This is a genomic window from Aquimarina sp. MMG015, from assembly GCF_018100855.1.
Classification (GTDB): domain Bacteria; phylum Bacteroidota; class Bacteroidia; order Flavobacteriales; family Flavobacteriaceae; genus Aquimarina; species Aquimarina latercula.
The window spans coordinates 76,053-93,824 of record NZ_JAGJEB010000006.1 but is presented as its reverse complement, the minus strand read 5'-3'; the positions used below and the strand labels follow the sequence as shown (position 1 = coordinate 93,824).

Here is a 17,772-nt window from a genome sequence, read left to right as displayed (position 1 = left end):
ACTACTGTTTGGGGTTTAAGATAGTAACTTCTCGCTGAGGGAACGGAATATTTATCTTATTCTCCCTAAATAAACGATCAATTTCAAATCTTATTTCACTTTTTGGAATACTGGCCTGAAAGCTATCATTCATGGTAAAAATAAGTTTGAAATTTAAAGAGCTATCACCAAAGTTAGTAAACAATACTAGTGGTTCTGGAGTTTTCAGAATTTTGTCATTATCGTTTGCTATTTTTATAAGCAATTGCTTTACTAAATTTATATCACTACCATATGCTACTCCAATCTCTATGGATTCTCTTGTTATTGATCCATTCTGGGTCCAATTATATAATGTTGACGTAAGATACTTATGATTAGGGATAACTAACACTTTATTATCTATGGTAACTGCCCTAGTAGTCCTTAATTTAATTTCTTCCACCCTACCTACTTTACCGTCTAATTCAATAATATCCCCTACGTGAACCGTCTGATCAATTAGTATAAAAATCCCAGAGATAACATCCTGAATTAATGTTTGTAATGCCAAACCTACACCTACCAAAAGTGCAGCCGAGGCAGCAAAAATAGCTGTAATATTAAACCCTATACTATCTAAGGCTATAAGAATAACAATTATATAGATAAAATACTTTGAAAAAGAAAAAACAGATTCAAATTTTAGTTTATCCTCCTTTTGTAATTTTCTTGTAACGATTCGTCGAATAAACTTTAGTGATATCGTAGTAATAATGAGAATAAATATCACGAATAACAGAAGACCCACAGTAAGTATAATAGAATGATCATCTGGACCGAAATGAAATATTTCGTAATCTAAAAACTTCTTGATATTACCCCATACATCTTCTTGGATTACCTCTTTAACCTGTTCTGTTATTTCTTCCTGAATCATATTAATACTTCAACCATTTAAACAACTCCTTATAACTAGGTTTTTTACCGTACATCAAGATACCTATTCTATAAATTTTACCTGCAAACCATACCATAAAAATAATACTCCCTATAAGTAATGCAATAGAAATTAGAATTTCCCACCAAGGAACTCCAAAAGGTATACGCATAAGCATCACTATCGGAGAAGTAAGAGGAATCATAGAAAACACCGTAGATACTGTTCCGTGTGGATTCTCAATTACTGCAAAAAAACCAACATAAATCCCTAACATTAAAGGTAATATAATTGGCAACATAAACTGCTGAGAATCTGTTTCACTATCTACTGCTGCTCCAATAGCAGCATATATCGAACTATACAAAAAATAACCTCCTATAAAATACACAAAAAAGGACGACACCAATGTTAATAAAGGAAGTTTTAGAATATCCTGCACCAAAAGCTGAATTTCTTGTTGATTATTTTCTTGTAACGCGATCGAGGGATCAACTCCTACCGGTTGCGGATCTATTCCAAATACAGAGGTAGCAACTAATAGAAGAACTCCTCCTAAAATTACCCAAATAAAAAACTGTAAAATACCAGCAAAGGATGTCCCTAGAATCTTACCCATCATTAACTGCATTGGTTTTACAGAAGAAATTATAATCTCTATAATACGATTCGTTTTTTCTTCTATAACAGATCGCATCACCATATTACCATAGATGATGATAAACATCATTAACAGATAACCTGCAAAACCTCCAAATGCCATTTTTACATAATTAGACATTTTAGAAGTTTTCTCTCCAGAAAAATTCTCTATTTGAATATTTATTCTGGCCTTGGAACTCTCTATCGCCTCTAAATTTAGACCTTCTGCTTTATAATTCTGTTTTGTTAGTTTATTAGCTATAATTCTCTCAATCTTATTTAATATTGAAAAATTAGGAGATTCTTCTGCATAAAACTGTATGGATTCCGCAAGCTCTTTATTGGTAGATTTATTTGGGATATATAATAAACCATACAACTTTTGCGATATTACAGAGTCTTTTGCAGTTTCTAAATCAAAGCTACTATAATCTATATATTTTACCTCATCTGTATCTTTAAGATCTGCAGCAAACGACTTTGTTTCATCTACGTAAGCTACCTTCTTAACTTCGTCATTATTAAGAGTCGTTAACCAGGCGATCAATGCAATCATCCCCACTACGATTAAAGGACTCAGAAAAGTCATTACAACAAAAGTTCTATTGCGAACACGAGATATAAATTCTCTCTTTATAATTAACTGTAAATTACTACTCATTTTCGGTGATGGTTTTAATGAATATTTCGTTTACACTTGGTATTACCTCGTTAAACCTAACAACTTGCCCTTTCTCAGACAAATACTTTAATAAATCATTTGAAGTAGCATTGGTATCCAAAGAAATTTTTAACTTCAATTGGTCTTCTATAGTTTTAAAATCTGCAGGCTCCGTTACAAATCTGGCTTGTAAATCTTTCTGTAATTCTACTTTATTATCAGATAGTAGTCCAACTTCAAAAGTATTTGACTTATATTCTTTTTTAATATCAGATACCTTTCCTTCCAGTATTTTATTTGACTTATTTATTAAAGCAATATGATCACATAACTCCTCTACACTCTCCATACGATGTGTTGAGAAAATTACCGTAGCGCCTTCATCTCGCAATTGAAGTATTTCATCTTTAATCACATTGGCATTTATTGGATCAAACCCACTAAAGGGTTCATCAAATATCAATAATTTAGGCCTATGTAGTACAGTAACAATAAATTGAACTTTTTGAGCCATTCCTTTAGACAACTCTTGTATTTTTTTATCCCACCAATGCGAAATATCAAATTTATCAAACCAATATTTAAGACGCTCTTTAGCATCTTTTTTACTTAACCCTTTTAATTGAGCAAGATATAATGCTTGCTCTCCTACTTTCATAGATTTATACAAACCTCTTTCTTCGGGTAAATAACCAATATCTTTTACATGATGTGGTTGCAATGGTTCTCCATCAAGAAATACACTTCCAGTATCTGGTAATGTAATTTGATTAATGATTCTTATCAAAGTAGTTTTACCAGCTCCGTTAGGACCCAATAAACCAAAAATACTTCCTTTAGGTACTTTTATAGAAACATCATTTAATGCAATAAAATCGCCAAATTGTTTCGATGCCTGTTGTACCTCTAAAAGATTAGTCATAAAAAGGTATGGTTTTTTAAAAAATTAAAAACAATGCTAATTAAGTCAAAATATTAATGAAATGAAATAAATAACGAATTTAAACTGATCATTCAATAGTAAGATTGAAGTTACACATCAGATATGTTCTAAATTAGAATCTAGATTGGTCTAGAAAATTTAGTGTTTATAAAAAAACAAAACCCACCCTAAATACAAGTATTAAGGATGGGAAAAAAATTGCTATGAAAAAGAAAAATTATCACTAAATGCGCTAGTGATGTTTCAAATATACGAATTTTTATTAAACAAAAATTAGCATTCAAGAATGATTCTGGTTATATTTTATCATTCTTATTTTTATGAAAACATATCTTTAACTTTTTCAAAAAATGATTTGTCTTTACTATCAGGACTAGGTTTAAAATGATCATCCTGCGCCATTCTTTCGAAAAACTCTCGTTGTTCTTTATTCAATGTTTTTGGTGTCCATACATTCACATGTACTAAAAGATCTCCTTTTCCATAACCATTTATACTAGGAATTCCTTTACCACGTAATCTTAATATTTTACCACTTTGTACACCTTCCTCTATTTTAATACGAACTTTACCAGATACAGTATCAATCTCTCTAGATGCTCCTAAAGCAGCCTCAGAAAAACTAATATAAAGATCATAATGTAAGTTATCACCCTCGCGTTGTAATTCTGAATGATCTAATTCTTCTATTGCAACTAAAAGATCTCCCGCGACACCATTACCTGGCGCCTCATTTCCTTTTCCAGAAACTTTAAGTTGCATACCATCTTCTACTCCTGCCGGTATTTTTATACTTACAGTTTCTTCAGAAACTTTTAGTCCCTGCCCATCTGCATCTGAAGGTTTTTTATCTATAACCTGTCCAGCTCCTCCACAAGTAGAACATGTAGTAGAGGTTTGCATTCTACCCAAAATTGTATTCGTAATACGAGTCATTTGACCACTACCATTACATGTTCCACATGTTTTATATGTAGTTCCGGGTGCTTGAATTTTTCGTTTTACTTTAATCTTCTTTTCTACGCCATTAGCAATTTCCTCTAATGTAAGTTTTACGCGAATACGAAGATTACTCCCTTTTACGCGACGTTGTCTTCCTCCGCCGCCAAAACCGCCACCGAAACCACCGCCGCCAAAGATATCTCCGAACTGACTAAATATGTCATCCATATTCATTCCGCCACCTCCAAAACCGCCGCCAAAACCGCCGCCACCTTCGAAAGCCTGATGTCCATATTGATCGTAACGCGCTTTCTTGTTAGGGTCGCTTAAGACTTCGTATGCTTCTGCTGCTTTTTTAAACTTTTCTTCTGCTGTAGCATCTCCTGGGTTTTTATCCGGATGATATTCTATCGCTTTTTTACGATATGCCTTTTTAATTTCAGCTTCAGTAGCACCTTTACTAATACCTAAAATATCATAAAAATCTTCTTTCATCATTTATCTTATTGTCCGGTTACTACCTTAGGAAAACGAATTACCTTATCTCCTAATTTATATCCTTTTTCTATAACATCCACAATCTTCCCCTTTAACTCATCTGTTGGAGCAGGTATCTGGGTAATTGCTTCATGATCATCTGCATTAAAAGCATCTCCAGCAGCTACCTCAACTTCTGATAAACCTTTCCCTTTAAGGGCTTCTTTCAATTTATTATGGATTAACTCCACCCCTTTTAGCAAATCTTTATCAGCAGATTTTTCAATCTCTTTCATAGCACGATCAAAATCATCCAAAACAGGTAACATAGATTGCATTACATCCTGACCTGCGGTCTTAAATAATTCTATACGTTCCTTTGAAGTTCGCTTTTTATAATTTTCAAACTCTGCAAAAAGTCTCAAAAATTTATCTTTCTCCTTTTCCAGATCTCCTTTTAATTGTGTTTCAACATCTATTTCCTCTACTTCAGTATCTTCAACAGTAGTATCAAGTACTTCTTCTACTTGATCTTTTATATCTTCTGTATTTTTATTTTTCTTACTCATGTAACTAGTACCTTTTATAAGTTTCTTTATTTGAAGATGCAAAAGTACTGCCATTTTTGAATAAATGTCATAATGTCACAGGAATATTTTAGTATATATTTAAGAGTATTCATTTTCTAAAAAAATAATTTTGAAAATTAAACTATAAACTAACATTATTATGAAGACCAAATTGATTAACCTATTTGCTGTAACTGCTATTATTGTAGCGGCAACTTCTTGTAAAGGTGAGAAAAAAAATGAAACAGAAGCTACGGCAGCTGAAGAAGTAGTAGAAGCACCAGTAGAAGCAATTACATACGTAGTAGACAACGCGGCAAGCACTATAGATTGGGTTGGAAAAAAGCCAACAGAAAATCATACAGGAACCATCAATATCGCAGATGGAAAGGTAAAAACACAGGATGGTAAAATCCAAAGCGGATCATTCGTAATTGATATGACATCAATTAACGTAACTGACTTAGAAGGTAAGCAAAAAGCAGGATTAGAAGGTCATCTTAAAGGAGAAGGAGAAGGTAAAGAAGATCATTTCTTCAATGTAGCACAATTTCCAAATGCATCTTTTGAAGTAACTGGTGTTTCTGAAAAAGAAGGAAAAACTGTTATTGATGGTAATCTTACTATTAAAGGAATTAAGAAAAATATTTCTTTCCCAGCATCAACTTCTGTAGAAGGAAATACTATGACATTAAACAGTGAAGTTTTTACTATCAATCGTACAGATTGGGGTGTAAATTATGGATCTAAATCAGTATTTGAAAATTTAGGTGACAAATTCATCTTAGATGATATCGAGCTAAAAGTTAGCTTAAAAGCGACTAAAGCTTAATCCAAAAAGATTTTATAAAGCAAAAAAGTCCAGCATTTAAAATGTTGGACTTTTTTTATTTCTGAATTGAATCCATCAAACAAGATCTTCTATTGCCTGAGTAATATTTTCATATTTAAATTGAAAACCTGTTTTCAAAATTTTATCACAACATACTCTTTGACTGCTAAAAAGAAGCATATGCATTTCTCCAAGAACAAGTTTCATAGCAAAACGAGGAATATTGGGTAGTATTATTTTTTTCTCCATTTGGTCAGCTATAACCATTGTTAATTTATGATTAGAAATCGGATTTGGAGCGACAGCATTATATAAGCCATTTAATTCTTCTTGAACCACGTGCATAAACATTTTTGCTAGATCTTCTACATGTATCCAGCTTTGCCATTGCTTTCCATTTCCAAACACAGCTCCCATTCCTTGCTTTATAGGTTTTGCTATTTTAGGAAATGCACCTCCATTATCAGAAAGAACCAATCCTATCCTTAGTAAACTAACCTCTATATTTAGTGTATCAAACTCTTGGACAGCCGATTCCCATTTTTTCACCACTTCTCCTAAAAACCCATTATCAACTTTATTGGAATCTTCCATATAATAATTCTGAAAAGAATCTGGGTAAATCCCAATCGCACTAGCTGATACAACTTGACGTATCGAATGTTTTATTTTTTTTAATGACTCTAAGATTAGTGAAGTTGTAAGAACACGACTGTCAATAATTTCTTTTTTATAACTGCTCGTCCAACGTTTCGCTACTGTAGCACCCACAAGATGAATAATAACTTCGACGTCTTTAAAACAATCTAAATCAATTTCTCCAGAACTTGGATTCCAATAATATCCTTGATAATTCTTTTCAGATGTCAGTTTATTTTTACTTGTAGTAAGATAATTGACATCAATAGAAGATTGATGACATAACCTTACAATTTCCTGACCAATAAGTCCGGTTGCGCCAGTAATTAAAACTTTCATAATAAAGTAATTTATTGCAAAGTAATACGAGGGTTTAACATAACCTACCGATTTATTATAGGTTTAACACACTAAGAAAACTGTATTTTAATTTTCTAAAATCCATTATCAACCGTTCATTATTTTAGTAGCTCGAAGCATTTCTCTTTTGCCAGGAGGTCCAGGAAGTCTTTCTACAGTAAAACCTACTTCTTGCATCGCACGCCTTACGCTTCCCTTTGCAGAATACGTAACTAAAACCCCATGATCTAAAAGTGCATCATACATCTTTTTAAAGATATCTACTTCCCATAAAGTTGGCTGTACTCGAGCTCCAAATGCATCAAAATAAATCAAGTTATAACAAGATTTATCATCAATATCTTCAAAAAACTGTTGTCTCTTGGTAAGAAAAAATGAATCCGTTATAGCATGTTGATCCCCCCAAGAAGATTGATGAAAATGATCAAAAACAGCTACCTGATCTTGAGCTGATAATTGCTTTAAGTAATTCAGACATTTCACCTCTTCCATCAAAACAGGATACGCCTCTACTCCAACATAATATAATTTTTGAGAAACTTTAAGTGCTTCTAAATATGTTATAAAGGCATTTAAACCGGTACCAAAACCTATTTCTAAAACATGTAACTCTGGAAATGCTTTTGATGCTAAAACATGATCAAAACCCTTATCTATAAAAACATGTTTTGCCTCATTGATAGCTCCATGTTTAGAATGATAATGCTCATCAAGTTCCGGAAAATGAATAGTAGTAGAACCATCAGAAGTAGTAATAATCTCCCTTTTTAGATTCTTTTTCATTATTGTTTTACTAAAACTCCATCTGCCATAAAAGAATATGTTTTCTTAGGAGCAGTAATTGCTGCTATCTCAGTTTCTGATTTTCCTGCATCAGAAGCTAAATGACGTAATTCTTCCACAGAAGTTTCCGAGACATACGCCTTACCCTGAACAATTATTGTGTCGTTCTCTATATCCTTTGGAACAAAAAAACCATAATCTTTAAATTTCACCATTGTCTCTTGATCATTTCCTAAAGCAACTTTCATCCAACATCCTTTAGCTTTACAAACATCGTTTACTGTACTAGAAAAAGCGATATCAATAGTATCTCCTTCACTAAGATTTTCATATCTCTCTGCTATTGCATCCTTATAAAGAACTGTTTCTGATGAAACTTCTCCTCCAAAATTATCATATTGACTTAGTGTTACATCCGCAATTGAGAAAGATTCTTTTTCTTTTTGAACAGAATTACAAGATACTAGAAATGATAATCCGGCAAAAAATAGTGTGATTTTTTTCATGATACATTATTATTAATGATGTTTAGCAAAATTAAACATTTTTAAAATTCTTAATTTATAAGAAAAGGGTATTTTTGTTTAAAATATTAAATGAGTATATAGATCTATTATTATTTTAGAACTAATACAACAATTAATAAAAACTTTCATAACCCAATAAATTAAGTATCGGATGAGAAATGCAGTTCCGCAAGAGATCGAAATTACCAAGATAAATGAATCAAAAATCAGTCAAGTAGATTTTGAAAACTTAGCTTTTGGTAAAGTTTTTACAGATCATATGTTCATATGTGATTATGTCAATGGCGAATGGCAAACACCAAAGATTGTCCCTTACGGACCTCTAACACTGGATCCATCTGCTCGAGTATTTCATTACGGGCAAGCTGTTTTTGAAGGAATGAAAGCTTATAAAGATGATCAAGGTGATACTTTCTTGTTTAGGCCAGATGAAAACTTTAAACGAATTAACAAGTCTGCTGAGCGATTAGCAATGCCAGAATTTCCCGAAGAGTATTTTTTTGACGGACTAAATACGTTATTAAAACTAGATAATGAATGGATCAAATCTGGTTTTGGTAACTCCTTATATATACGCCCATTTGTAATCGCTACACAACCCAGTGTTTCTGCATCAGAAGCTGATGAATATCGTTTTATGATTATTTGTTCACCTGCACAATCTTATTATAGTGGTGATGTTAGTGTATTAGTTGCAGAAAAATTTAGTCGATCTGCAAGCGGAGGTTTTGGATATGCTAAAGCTGCCGGTAATTATGCGGGGCAATTTTACCCAACCAAACTAGCTAAAGAGCGAGGGTATCAACAAATTATCTGGACAGATTCTAACACTCATGAATATGTGGAAGAGGCTGGAACCATGAATGTTTTCTTCAGAATTAATGACACTTTATTGACAGCTCCCGTTAGTGATAGAATCTTAGATGGGATTACTCGTAAAAGTTTGATTGCATTAGCAGAAAAACAAGGATATAATGTAGAGGTACGCCCTATAAAAGTTAGTGAGGTTGTAGATGCTTTTAAAAATGGTAGTCTTAAAGAAATTTTCGGAGCAGGAACTGCGGCAGTAGTAAGTCCAGTAAAAGCATTCGGTTATAAAGGAGAGCATTATGAGCTAGAAAAACAAGAAAATTCATATGCTTCCCATTTTAAGAAAGCTCTTATGGATATTCAGTATAATAAAGCTGAAGATGCTTTTGGATGGAGAACGAAGGTGTAATTACTGAACTAAGATTAACAAATTACGAATTTATATAATCAAAAATGCCTCAAGAGAATTCCTGAGGCATTTTTTGATTTATAATTATCGGTCTAAAATCTCCTTGATATTCGGTTTGAAATAATTAGGGCCTTTTAGCACTTTACCATCTTCTCTATATATCGGTTTTCCATCTTCTCCCAATTTACTCATATTACTTCGTTGTATCTCTGCAAACACTTCTTCTATTTTATGTTGCATTCCATGTTCTATAATAGTACCGCATAGAATATAAAGCATATCACCTAATGCATCCGCCACTTCTACCAAATCATTATTTTGTGCAGCCTCTAGATATTCTTCATTTTCTTCTTTCATTAAATTAAAGCGAAGTGTGTTTTTAGCTTCTCCTAAATCTGCAATAGGCTCATTTTTATATCCTATCTCGAATGCTGTATGAAATTCCTGTACAGCAGCAATTTTATCTTTCATGTATTTCCTCTAATAAGTTATCTTTGCTGTAAAAATAGCATAAATATGTTTAGTACTGGTCAATGGATATTTGCAGGATGTTTTGTAATAGCTTTTATTGTTTTAATGATTATCAGCTACCGAAAAGATCTTAAACTACATCGCAAATACTACAAAGGCAGTATTTTTATTCTCGTTGGTTTTATTATCTTTATTTTACTGCTTTTCGTACTAAAAACGTATTTAAGGCCAGAATAAAAACTATACCCCTAGTTTTCAATTAAATAGTAATTCCTATTACCTAGGATCATTGGATCAGTAGGAAGGTGTTGTTATGGTGTTTTTTTAGATACCTTTAGAAATATACCTTGTATTGGGTATGGGAAAATTACAATATAAAATGAACCTTTGTTCAAGCAGTTAATATTTAATTTTTAGTCGTTATGAATTATTGGAAAAAAAGAGCTGAGAAGTTCCAAGAACTAAAAGAAAAATATGATTCTTCTTTTCAAGAACCAAGTCCTAATGGTAGATACATTATTTTATCACAAAATGATCATAATGCTAATAGGATAGAAAAAAATATCAAACGTAGTGATCTTAATTATGAACCAATAAGCTATGACAAGGTTATAAGACAAAAAAAAAGTATTGATAATGTTCTTTCTGAAAAAAAAGTCATTGTAATTAAAAAAACAGGTATTGGTATCATCAAGCTATCTGATGAAGAATTTAAATCCTCCAATAAACATTCAGACTTCTTAATAATCCCTGACTTAAAAATTCAAAATTCTAATCATCAGTCCTCAGAAGAAATCTTAACTCACAATGACCCAAATGCCAAGATGACTTATGGAATTAGAATGGGAGAAATTAAACTTGATTCTCATTTTAAAGGAAAGCAAGTTTCAATAGCAATACTTGACACAGGAATAGATAAAAAACACCCAGATTTAAAAGACAAGATTGCGGATGGAAAATCATGGGTTGATAATGAAAATGATTTTTGTGATACAAACGGTCATGGTACACATTGCGCTGGTATAATTGTAGGAGGAGTGGACTCCAATGGACTAAGGTATGGAGTTGCTCCAGAGGCTAAGTTATACGTTGGAAAAGTGTTAGATCATAATGGGGAAGGTTTTTTATCTAACTTACTATGTGCTATAGACTGGGCTATAAAAAATGAATGCAACATTATATCAATGTCTTTAACCTCCAAATTATACGACATTAGTAATGCTGTACATTCTGACTTATTTGAAAAAGCAGAGAAAAAAAGAATTGTTATGATTGCAGCCGCTGGTAACAATAGTGATCATTCTTCTGGTACGACCCATATAATATCAAACCCTGCTGCTTCACATTCTGTAATTGCGGTAGGAGCAATTGACGAATATTACAAACTATATAACAAAAGTAATGTTGGGGTATATCCGAGACTACCTTTAGGCTTTGTAGCACCAGGAGTAGATATTTATTCAACTTGGTTATCTGAAAATGGAGAAAGAAACTATAAAACTTGTACCGGAACAAGTGCTTCCGCTCCATTTGTTGCAGGTATATTCGCTTTAACAATTTCAAAATTTCATAACAACAGAAGAATCAATAGTTACAGACGTAGAGCTAGTCCGGAACAATTATTAAACGCAATTAATAGAAATGTTTTAGATCCATGGGACAATTCTAATCTATATGGTATTGGACTTCCACTTGCGCCTAAATAATAACTAATAACCAAATATTTATAAAATGTCAAACTTACACATCGGAAATGTTGATCTTACTGATAAAGAAAACTTTCAATTTTTATACGGAAGCCAACTTTACGGAACTCTTTTTGGAATTTATGGGAAATTTACCACAGCAAACGCTGATGAAGGATATTATATAAAAGAAATAGAGTTCAAAACAATTAATTATAAAGGAATATTGGATATTAACATTTCTGAAATTAAACGACCTGAATCTAAAGATTACCAACCTCCTCAAGATCCAGATGCTAATGAAGAAAGTCCAATGCCGACACCACAAAAAGTTCTAGTTTTCCTAATAGAAGTTCAAGCATTAAAAACTGCAGATTCAGATATCCAATACATGAACTTTATTCATCAAAATGGTGGTAATGAAAACGGTATAAAAGTTGGCAAAAACAATTTTTTACATTTTGATAGAAGATTAAAGAAAATACACGAGAATGGAGAAGCATTAAAAAACAATGTTTTTGATTCGGAGTTTTATTATAGAGAAGGGATTCTTCTAGATGGAGAGCAATATCCAGAAGTATGTCCAAAACCAAAAACTCAATCTGATGGACCTGTTAGTTTATTAATGTCTCATTCAGGAGGAATTTGCCCTAGAGGCACTGTTAAAATAAGATAGTTATAAATGATAAAAATATTATTCTTTATTTCACTTTACGGTTGTTGTTTTCTTTCAACAACCGTTTATTCATTTTCCAGTAACAAGCAAACTCAAGAGTTGATCATTAATAACATTGTTAACCTAGAGTATGAGAATGCAAATAGATTAATAGAAAAAATTGAAGATTGGCAATTAAAAGAAAGTTTAAAAAATTTAAATCTAATACTATACAACCAAGGTCAAGAGATTCAAGATTCCACTTCGGTTAGTTATCAAATAAATCTAAATACCAAAGACAAGCTTCTTCTTACTCTTAATAATCTTGCATTCGGATATAATGAATTGTTTCACAAACCCAATGAAGGAACATCTTTTACTTACTTTTTTGAGGCTTACCGATTGGCAAAAGAAAAAAATGACACTAATTTAAGAATACTAAGTTTATTAGGTATACTTGAATATTATCACTATGAATTTGTTCTAACTAGCAGACAATACGAAAAATACTTATTAGAACTCAAAAGTGTTGCAAAAACTCCAATTTTATATTCTTGGTATTATTTACATTACATCTATTTCAAATTAGAAAGTACTAACGAAAATGAACGAGAAGTATCTAATGAAATAGATAAACTCGAACAACAAATCAAATTGTTAAAAAAAAATCATAGAATTAGACCACTCTTTCTTTCGCTAAAAGCTATCAACTTAGGAAGACAAGGGAAAATAGAAGAGTCCAAAGAATTTCATCTAAAAACTTTAAAAGAATCTGCTGATTTTCCGTTTTTAAAATACATTAGATTCAGAACTTGCTATAAATTAGCCGAATTATACAATACTAACTACTATACTGAGGATGGTTTGAAATATATTAAAATGGCCGAAGAACATATTGATATTTCAGATAAACTGAGAAGTCAAGTTTTTATATCAAAATATATATCCGAAAATTATAAAGCTTTAGCCGAAAAATATATTGATTCTTTTAACGCATTAAAAAAAAATAAAAATTTATTCAGAATTGACTCAATGGCTCAAAAAGCTTTCTTGAGCTATCGAGAATCCTACACAAAATTCACACGATCTGTTCAATTAGAACATGAGCTGGATTATCAAAAAAACACTTCAGACAATATTAAACTTAACAAACAACTTCAAACAGCAGAAAAAGAAAAACAAATCCTAATAGAACAACAACAAAAGAAACGAAACCAAAACATAGCGATTGGTTTAGGCGGATCTTTAATCTTAGGAAGTACTATTGCGATTCTTATCTATAGAAACACCAAACGAAAACAACGTATCGCCGAGCAAGAACGGGAGATCGAAATTCAAAAGACAGAAAAACTACTCAAAGAACAAGAACTTACGACGATTGATGCTATGATTTCTGGACAAGAAAAAGAACGACAACGATTGGCTAATGATCTACATGATAATCTAGGTAGTACACTAGCAACCGTAAAACTGCATTTTGATCACCTGAAAAACAATCGAAATAATCCAAAAGTAGAAAACATAGAAGAGTTATATAGTAAAACAAACAACCTACTAGATGAAGCGTATAAAAAAGTTCGTACTATTGCCCATGAAAAAAACAGTGGTGTTATGGCCAAACAAGGATTATTACCTGCTGTTAGAAACCTTGCAAAAAAAGCTTCTAATGGTAATATATTACAAATTGAAGTTCAGGATTACGGACTAGATGAACGATTAGACAATGCATTAGAGATTTCTATTTTCAGAATTATTCAGGAACTGATTACCAATACTATCAAACATGCCAACGCTTCAGAAATTGGTATTTCTCTTACTAATCACTACTCTTTATTGAATATCATTGTAGAGGACAACGGAAAGGGGTTTAATGCGAAAGTATTACCCGAAAAAGATGGAATGGGATTAAAAAGTATTGAAAAACGTATAGAACATCTAGAAGGAACTTTTGAGATTGATTCTACCATAGGAAAAGGAACTAACATTATTATAAATATACCTATATGATCACAGTAGCCATAGCAGAAGATCACCAATCACTTATCGATGGAATAGATTTACTTCTCAAATACGAAGAAGAAATAAGCATTATCGGAAAGGCAAATGATGGCGAAGAATTGTTAGCTATTGTTAGAAGAAAACAACCCAAAGTAGTACTTATGGATATCCGTATGCCCAAAATTGATGGTATTGCAGCCACTAAAATCATAAAAAAGGAACTACCATACACTAAGATTATTGCTTTCTCTATGTTTGATCAAGAAGATGCTGTGAGACAAATGGTGGCTGCGGGAGCGTCTGGATATTTATTAAAAAACTCCCCTTTAGAAGAAGTTTTAACTGCTATACAAGAAGTTATGAAAGGTAACACATATTATGACGCTTCTATTGATCCTTCTTTTTTTTCTGAAGAGACAAAACAACAAGTAAAGAAACAGGTGCTTTCTAAAAGTGAACGTGAAATACTAACGCTTATTGGCCAAGGAAAAACCTCATCCGAAATAGCAGCAATTCGCTTCAACTCTGTATCAACTGTAGAAACACATCGTAAAAATATTATACGAAAATTAGGGCTGCAAGGAAAAGGAGAATTGCTTCGATATGCTATTGAAAAAAAATATGATTTTTAAAAGACTAAAGCTTATCCAATACAAATCAAAAATACCCTATTACGGGTATTTTTTTATGCTCATTTCGAAGGTAGATTTGATGTAAACAAAAAATACCATTCAAATGAAAAATTTTTATCTAATTACAATTATTGGAATACTATGTTGCTACAGTTGTAGCGAAGACAATGGCGATTCAGGAAATTCAGGGATATCTGATCCTGCGCAAATTGCTACTATTATGAACGACAATTTAGTATTACCTCCCGGTTCTTTTACGGTAGATCCAAATACCGTACAAATTGATGAATCCATAACTATTGGTAATGGTTCTTCTAGCATTGTGCCATTAGCTTCTGGACAATCCATGACTAATTCTATATCATTTAACGCTCCAAACGGAAATGTAAATGCTGTAGGAATGCGATTCGGTACAACAGGGCCTATTTATTTTGTTCCTGTAAATACCAACGGTGCTACTGCTGGTACTGGAAATTTTGATTTTTTAATCAATCAAGGAATCTGTGCAGATTTATCACAAGTATGTCATGATATCAAATGCTATGAATTTGCACAAACATCTTCTGGAAATATCTCTAGAGCGAACATAAGAGATGTAGCTATGCTCTGCGGTAATTGTGATGAACCTTCGTGTCAAGGTTTAGTTGACGCGTCTGATTGCGGAGGATTAGCTGGACAAGACGGAAGTCCGAGATTCAACCTTACTTGGTCCGGCAGTGCTGATTTAGATTTGTACGTTCAAGATCCGAATGGTGAAACTTTATCTTTTAACAATCCACAATCAAATTCTGGAGGTGCATTAGATATAGATTGTACAGGAAATTGTTCAGGTGGTAATTCAGAGAATATCACTTGGGCCAATGGAGGTCCTTCAGGCACATATCAATTCTACGTAAATATTTTTAGTGGAAGCGCTACATCATATACTATAACTGTAAGAGATAATGGTAACACTGTAAATACATTTAATGGTACTATCAGTAGTGGAAATTCTAACACATTAACATACACAAAAAACTAGACCTTTATTTTTTAGTGAGTCAAGTTAGCTAAGAAAATACCCCTAATTGGGTATTTTTTTTTGCTAATCTCCTGCCTAGTTTTAACAAAACTTTTAAATATTTTAATTATGACTAAATTGAAACTTTCAGATTTTGAAATTGACAATGTTTCTAAGAACTACAATTTCAGAAGGACATTTTATTCTGCTTTATTAGTATCATCTCTAGCAGTAACAACTTCTTGTACTACTGACAGTCCCGTTTGCACCGATAGCAATAGTGGGGATGCGGTAGGAGCTGGTGTTAACTGTGCGGACTCAGATTAATTTACTCGAATTTTAAAAAAACAAAAGAAGTTACCTTGTTATTCAATAAAATTGTAACTGGAAAAATACCCTCTTTTGGGTATTTTTTTGCACGTAATTCAATACTAATTTTAACATAACACTAAACAATAAAAGTTATGATTAAAGTTTTTACATTCTCTAAAAGATTACTCAAAGATTTAAAAAAGACAACTATAAATAAGATTTACACTACTGCTTTTTTAGTTTCGTTTTTTTTAATCTCCTCTTGTTCTTTTCATCAACCGATGAATTTATAAAAGTTACTATTTAAATCCTTCTTTATAATAAAACACCACGTATGAATCTGCAAGAAATATTACATCCAATTACTACAGATGTCTTTTTTAATGAATATTTTGAAAAAAAACACCTAATAATAAAAAACAGAAACAGAAGTTTCTTTGATCAATTGCTATCTATTCAAGATTTAGATTCTATTTTATTTTCACAAACTAATCATCACCCAGATTTTAGATTAGCTGATCATTCTAAAACCGAAAAACCAGATTCTAAAGAATATACCATAAAAGATTCTGATATTATAGATCCCCTAAAATTCTCTAACGCATTCGAAAATGGAAGCACTTTAGTAATGTCTGGACTGCAAAATAAAATTTACAGTTTAAGAAAATTAACTAATGAATTAGAGACATTTTTTAAACATAAAATACAAACAAACATCTACCTAACTCCAAAAAAATCCCAAGGGTTTTCTACTCATTACGATACTCATGATGTATTTATATTTCAGTTTGAAGGTTCTAAGCATTGGCGTATCTATGACCAACCTGTTCTATTGGCTGATAAAACAACTCCTTTTAACAAAGAAGAATTCATTCCAGGTAAAGTAATCGACGAATTCACCTTGGAAAAGGGAGACGTATTATATATCCCAAGAGGAATTGTTCATGACGCCTATTGTACTAATCAAAATTCTGGGCACATTACTACAGGTATCATTGGCAAAACTTGGGCAGAACATTTAGCAGAAGTTCTTTTAGAAAAATCTAAATCCATATTACCGTTAAGGAAATTCACAAAATTTCATTCTATTAACGAAAATGATAAAAATGAAGAGATTATCGAAGTTACCAATGTTGTTACAGAACTCATCAAAAAATTACAACAAGATGATGAGATTATTGATGACTTTTATAGTAGGCAAAAAGCTATCGCACAAGGCCAACTAAGTCAAATAGTGAATATTGATTGTATTAATAAAGATTCTAAAATCAAGATTCGAGAAAAGAACAAATTTAGAATGATCAAAAACTGCGAAAAAATAGATGTGAAATTTTATGATCTAAAACTATCTATGCCAATACAATGTGAATCATTTCTTAATGTACTTATAAACGAAAATCAAGCATTACCTATCCATAAAATCCATTGTAATCTTGATGATGAAAGTAAAATTCTAGTAACCCGGCAGCTATCTAAAATTGGAATACTTGATATTGCTTCTTAAAGTAGCTTAAAAAAATCACCTTC

Annotated in this window: 18 protein-coding genes; 9 read left to right on the top strand and 9 right to left on the bottom strand. The window is 32.0% G+C overall.

From position 1 onward, the window contains the following. Position 1: 1 nt before the first annotated feature. The 5 genes from J8L88_RS12785 to J8L88_RS12765 form a co-directional block, all read right to left on the bottom strand. The gene (locus J8L88_RS12785; protein WP_035086658.1) at positions 2 to 898 is read right to left on the bottom strand and encodes a mechanosensitive ion channel family protein; all 897 of its coding nucleotides are present in this window, start codon (positions 896 to 898) and stop codon (positions 2 to 4) included. 1 nt (position 899) lies between these two features. After that, positions 900 to 2,201: an ABC transporter permease gene (locus J8L88_RS12780; RefSeq protein ID WP_027395466.1), complete on the bottom strand. Its 1,302-nt coding sequence runs from the start codon at positions 2,199 to 2,201 to the stop codon at positions 900 to 902. Continuing rightward, complete coding sequence (locus J8L88_RS12775; protein WP_211060918.1) at positions 2,194 to 3,123, bottom strand: ABC transporter ATP-binding protein; 930 nt, start codon at positions 3,121 to 3,123, stop codon at positions 2,194 to 2,196. The genes J8L88_RS12780 and J8L88_RS12775 overlap by 8 nt, the downstream gene beginning before the upstream one ends. A gap of 339 nt (positions 3,124 to 3,462) precedes the next feature. Next, positions 3,463 to 4,581: a molecular chaperone DnaJ gene (gene dnaJ / locus J8L88_RS12770; protein ID WP_108801583.1), complete on the bottom strand. Its 1,119-nt coding sequence runs from the start codon at positions 4,579 to 4,581 to the stop codon at positions 3,463 to 3,465. A gap of 8 nt (positions 4,582 to 4,589) precedes the next feature. Continuing rightward, positions 4,590 to 5,132, bottom strand: a complete 543-nt coding sequence (locus tag J8L88_RS12765; RefSeq protein WP_211060917.1) for a nucleotide exchange factor GrpE — start codon at positions 5,130 to 5,132, stop codon at positions 4,590 to 4,592. Positions 5,133 to 5,292: 160 nt separating this feature from the next. Between J8L88_RS12765 and J8L88_RS12760 the strand changes: the two genes are divergently transcribed. Continuing rightward, entirely contained in the window at positions 5,293 to 5,964 is a 672-nt protein-coding gene (locus J8L88_RS12760; protein WP_027395462.1) for a YceI family protein, read from the top strand. Between the two features lie 75 nt (positions 5,965 to 6,039). On the opposite strand, the gene J8L88_RS12755 is transcribed toward J8L88_RS12760, so the two are convergent. The 3 genes from J8L88_RS12755 to J8L88_RS12745 form a co-directional block, all read right to left on the bottom strand. Further along, positions 6,040 to 6,942, bottom strand: a complete 903-nt coding sequence (locus J8L88_RS12755) for a TIGR01777 family oxidoreductase (RefSeq protein ID WP_118386859.1) — start codon at positions 6,940 to 6,942, stop codon at positions 6,040 to 6,042. Between the two features lie 108 nt (positions 6,943 to 7,050). Beyond that, positions 7,051 to 7,746 carry a tRNA (5-methylaminomethyl-2-thiouridine)(34)-methyltransferase MnmD gene (gene mnmD, locus J8L88_RS12750; protein WP_211060916.1) on the bottom strand — a complete coding sequence of 232 codons (696 nt, stop codon included), beginning with the start codon at positions 7,744 to 7,746 and terminating at the stop codon, positions 7,051 to 7,053. Then, on the bottom strand, positions 7,746 to 8,252 hold the full coding sequence (locus J8L88_RS12745; RefSeq protein WP_027395458.1) for a DUF4920 domain-containing protein: 507 nt from the start codon (positions 8,250 to 8,252) through the stop codon (positions 7,746 to 7,748). Before J8L88_RS12745 ends, mnmD begins: the two co-directional genes overlap by 1 nt. A 172-nt stretch (positions 8,253 to 8,424) precedes the next feature. On the opposite strand from J8L88_RS12745, the gene J8L88_RS12740 reads away from it, so the two are divergent. Then, positions 8,425 to 9,492 (top strand): branched-chain amino acid aminotransferase, encoded by a 1,068-nt coding sequence (locus J8L88_RS12740; protein ID WP_211060915.1) that lies wholly within the window; start codon positions 8,425 to 8,427, stop codon positions 9,490 to 9,492. Positions 9,493 to 9,576: 84 nt separating this feature from the next. Here J8L88_RS12740 and J8L88_RS12735 read toward each other — a convergent pair whose 3' ends face one another. After that, entirely contained in the window at positions 9,577 to 9,963 is a 387-nt protein-coding gene (locus J8L88_RS12735) for a nucleoside triphosphate pyrophosphohydrolase family protein (protein WP_027395456.1), read from the bottom strand. 422 nt (positions 9,964 to 10,385) lie between these two features. Between J8L88_RS12735 and J8L88_RS12730 the strand changes: the two genes are divergently transcribed. From J8L88_RS12730 to J8L88_RS12700, 7 genes are all read left to right on the top strand, one after another. After that, positions 10,386 to 11,669: a S8 family peptidase gene (locus tag J8L88_RS12730; protein WP_211060914.1), complete on the top strand. Its 1,284-nt coding sequence runs from the start codon at positions 10,386 to 10,388 to the stop codon at positions 11,667 to 11,669. 25 nt (positions 11,670 to 11,694) lie between these two features. Beyond that, positions 11,695 to 12,324, top strand: coding sequence for a hypothetical protein (locus J8L88_RS12725; RefSeq protein ID WP_211060913.1), 630 nt, complete (start codon positions 11,695 to 11,697; stop codon positions 12,322 to 12,324). Between the two features lie 6 nt (positions 12,325 to 12,330). Then, positions 12,331 to 14,310 carry a sensor histidine kinase gene (locus J8L88_RS12720; protein ID WP_211060912.1) on the top strand — a complete coding sequence of 660 codons (1,980 nt, stop codon included), beginning with the start codon at positions 12,331 to 12,333 and terminating at the stop codon, positions 14,308 to 14,310. After that, positions 14,307 to 14,933 carry a response regulator transcription factor gene (locus tag J8L88_RS12715; RefSeq protein ID WP_108801576.1) on the top strand — a complete coding sequence of 209 codons (627 nt, stop codon included), beginning with the start codon at positions 14,307 to 14,309 and terminating at the stop codon, positions 14,931 to 14,933. Before J8L88_RS12720 ends, J8L88_RS12715 begins: the two co-directional genes overlap by 4 nt. A 103-nt stretch (positions 14,934 to 15,036) precedes the next feature. Further along, entirely contained in the window at positions 15,037 to 15,954 is a 918-nt protein-coding gene (locus J8L88_RS12710) for a YfaP family protein (RefSeq protein WP_211060911.1), read from the top strand. 108 nt (positions 15,955 to 16,062) lie between these two features. Continuing rightward, on the top strand, positions 16,063 to 16,260 hold the full coding sequence (locus J8L88_RS12705) for a hypothetical protein (RefSeq protein ID WP_027395451.1): 198 nt from the start codon (positions 16,063 to 16,065) through the stop codon (positions 16,258 to 16,260). Between the two features lie 319 nt (positions 16,261 to 16,579). After that, positions 16,580 to 17,749: a cupin domain-containing protein gene (locus J8L88_RS12700; protein WP_027395450.1), complete on the top strand. Its 1,170-nt coding sequence runs from the start codon at positions 16,580 to 16,582 to the stop codon at positions 17,747 to 17,749. Positions 17,750 to 17,772: the final 23 nt, after the last annotated feature.